This window comes from Thiohalocapsa sp. (genome assembly GCF_019695415.1).
GTDB lineage: Bacteria > Pseudomonadota > Gammaproteobacteria > Chromatiales > Chromatiaceae > Thiohalocapsa.
On sequence record NZ_JAIFKJ010000231.1, the window covers coordinates 1 to 2,655 of the forward strand.

A 2,655-nucleotide genomic window follows, 5' to 3' on the forward strand; every position below is an offset into this window, starting at 1 on the left:
GCGCAGCCCGCCATGCCGCCCAGGAAGCCGGTGGCGACATTCGCCACGCCCTGCCCCACGCATTCGCGGTTCTTGTTGCTCTTGGAGTCGGTCAGGTCGTCGACAATGGTCGCCGTCATCATGGACTCCAGCAGCCCCACCACCGCCAGCGTCGCCGACACCGGAAAGATGATCTGAAGCGTTTCCAGATTCAGTGGAATATCGGGAATTAGGAACACCGGCAGGCTGTCCGGCATCTGCCCCATGTCGCCGACGGTGCGGATATCGAGATCCAGATACATCACCACCCCGGTCAGCAGCACGATGGCCACCAGCGGCGAGGGCACGGCCTTGGTGAGCATGGGCAAGAGGTAGATGATGGCGAGCCCCGCCGCCAGCACCGCATAGACCTCGAGCGTCAGCTGCTCGCCGGTGATCTCCGGCAGCTGCGCCATGAAGATCAGGATGGCGAGCGCGTTGACGAAGCCCGTGATCACCGAGCGCGAGACGAAGCGCATCAGATTACCGAGCCGCAGCCAGCCGGCAATCACCTGAAGCACGCCGGTGAGCACCGTCGCCGCCAGCAGGTACTGGAGGCCATGCTCGGCCACCAGGTCCACCATGAGCACGGCCATGGCCGCAGTGGCCGCGGAGATCATGCCCGGGCGCCCGCCGGCAAAGGCCGTTACCACGGCGATGCTGAAGGAGGCGTACAACCCAACCTTGGGGTCCACACCGGCGATGATGGAAAACGCAATGGCCTCCGGGATCAGCGCCAGCGCAACCACCAGGCCGGCAAGCAGGTCGTTGCGGACGTTGGAGAACCAGTCCTGGCGAATAGATTTCATGGGGGTCCGAATACTGCTCGGCGCGGACTGACCAGCCCGCGGAGGAACAACTTGTACAGGTCGTACTTGCGATTAAGACAGGATACCGCCGACGCGCTGTCTATTCGCTCCGAAGTGGCCGGTTTGCTCGAGCACATGCGGCACGGCCGAAGCGTTTTCTCAGCCCGTTGCGAGGTTGCGGCGTTCCGCGATACTCAGTGGCGAGCCGTACGGAGATCGTGTCGGCCCGGTATCAGTCCTCCGGGCGCATATGCGGAAACAGCAGCACGTCGCGAATCGACGGCGAGTCGGTGAACAGCATCACCAGCCGGTCGATGCCGATGCCCTCGCCGGCCGTAGGCGGCATACCGTGCTCCAGCGCCCGGATGTAGTCGGCGTCGAAATGCATGGCTTCCAAGTCGCCGGCGTCCTTCTCGGCCACCTGCTGGCGAAAGCGCTCGGCCTGGTCCTCGGCGTCGTTGAGCTCAGAGAAGCCGTTGGCAATCTCGCGGCCGCCGACGAAGAATTCGAAGCGGTCGGTGACGAAGGGGTCGGCGTCGTTGAGACGTGCGAGCGGTGAGGTCTCCGTCGGATAAGCCGTGATGAAGGTGGGCTGCATGAGCCGGTGCTCGACGGTCTTCTCGAAGATCTCCACCTGGAGCTTGCCGAGCCCGTAGCTGGGCTTGAGGTGGATACCCAGACGGTCGGCGATGGCACGGGCGCGGCCCAGATCATCGAGGTCGGCCTCTGACAGATCCGGATTGAAGTGCAGGATGGACTCGCGCACCGTCATGCGCGTGAAGGGCTGCGAGAGATCGTAATCCTCGCCCTGGTAGTGGAGCGTTGTGGAACCGAGAACCTGATCCGCCAGCGTGCGAATCATCAACTCGGTGAGGTCCATCAGGTCGCCATAATCCGCGTAAGCCTGATAGAGCTCCAGCATTGTGAACTCGGGGTTGTGACGGGTGGAAAGCCCCTCGTTGCGGAAATTGCGATTGATTTCGTACACCCGCTCGAAGCCACCGACGACGAGCCGCTTCAGATACAACTCCGGCGCGATGCGCAGGAAGAGCTGCATGTCGAGCGCATTGTGATGGGTCACGAACGGTCGGGCGACAGCGCCTCCCGGAATCGCCTGCATCATGGGCGTCTCGACTTCCAGATAATCCCGAGCATTGAGAAACTCGCGAATACCCTGGACCAGACGCGTGCGCACACGAAAAGTCTCGCGTGCCGACTCGTTCATGATCAGATCCAGGTAGCGCTGCCGATAGCGGCTCTCCTGGTCCGAAAGGCCGTGCCACTTCTCGGGCAAGGGCCGCAGAGATTTGGTCAGCAGCCGCAGCGAGTCGACCTTGATCGAGAGCTCACCGGTCTTTGTCTTGAAGAGCTGCCCCGAGGCGCCGACGATGTCGCCGATGTCGAGGTCTTTCTTGAACCAGGCATAGTCATCGGCGCCGAGCATGTCCCGCTGCACAAACAGCTGGATGCGCCCGGACATGTCCTGGAGGTGGGCGAAGCTGGCCTTGCCCATGATGCGCCGGCTCATGAGACGCCCGGCCACCTTGGCGCGCACGCTGCGAGTCTCGAGCTCCGCGCCGTCCGTCTCGCCATACTCCGCGTGCAGCTCGCCGGCGACGACGTTGCGCCGGAAGTCGTTCGGAAAGGCAATGCCCTGCTCGCGGATGGCCTTGAGCTTCTCGCGGCGCTGGGCGATGAGCTTATGCTCGTCTTGCTCGGGCGGCGCGGCCGCGTTGTTGCCGTCGTTCGGCTGTGTCTCACTCATGGTTCCAATGGCGTCAGTGGTCGGACGAGAGCCGCGATCCGGGGGCAATTGAGTATCTAGGGA

At 63.3% G+C, this 2,655-nt stretch carries 2 protein-coding genes; both read right to left on the reverse strand.

Annotated features, from left to right (window positions below; genetic code table 11):
- Window positions 1–827 (reverse strand): SulP family inorganic anion transporter (locus I6U14_RS06615; RefSeq protein ID WP_296897877.1); only part of this gene is annotated, 827 nt, incomplete at its 3' end.
- Between the two features lie 232 nt (window positions 828–1,059).
- A complete protein-coding gene (lysS, locus tag I6U14_RS06620; protein ID WP_296897879.1) occupies window positions 1,060–2,592 on the reverse strand; it encodes a lysine--tRNA ligase in 1,533 nt (510 codons plus the stop codon).
- Window positions 2,593–2,655 lie beyond the last annotated feature (63 nt).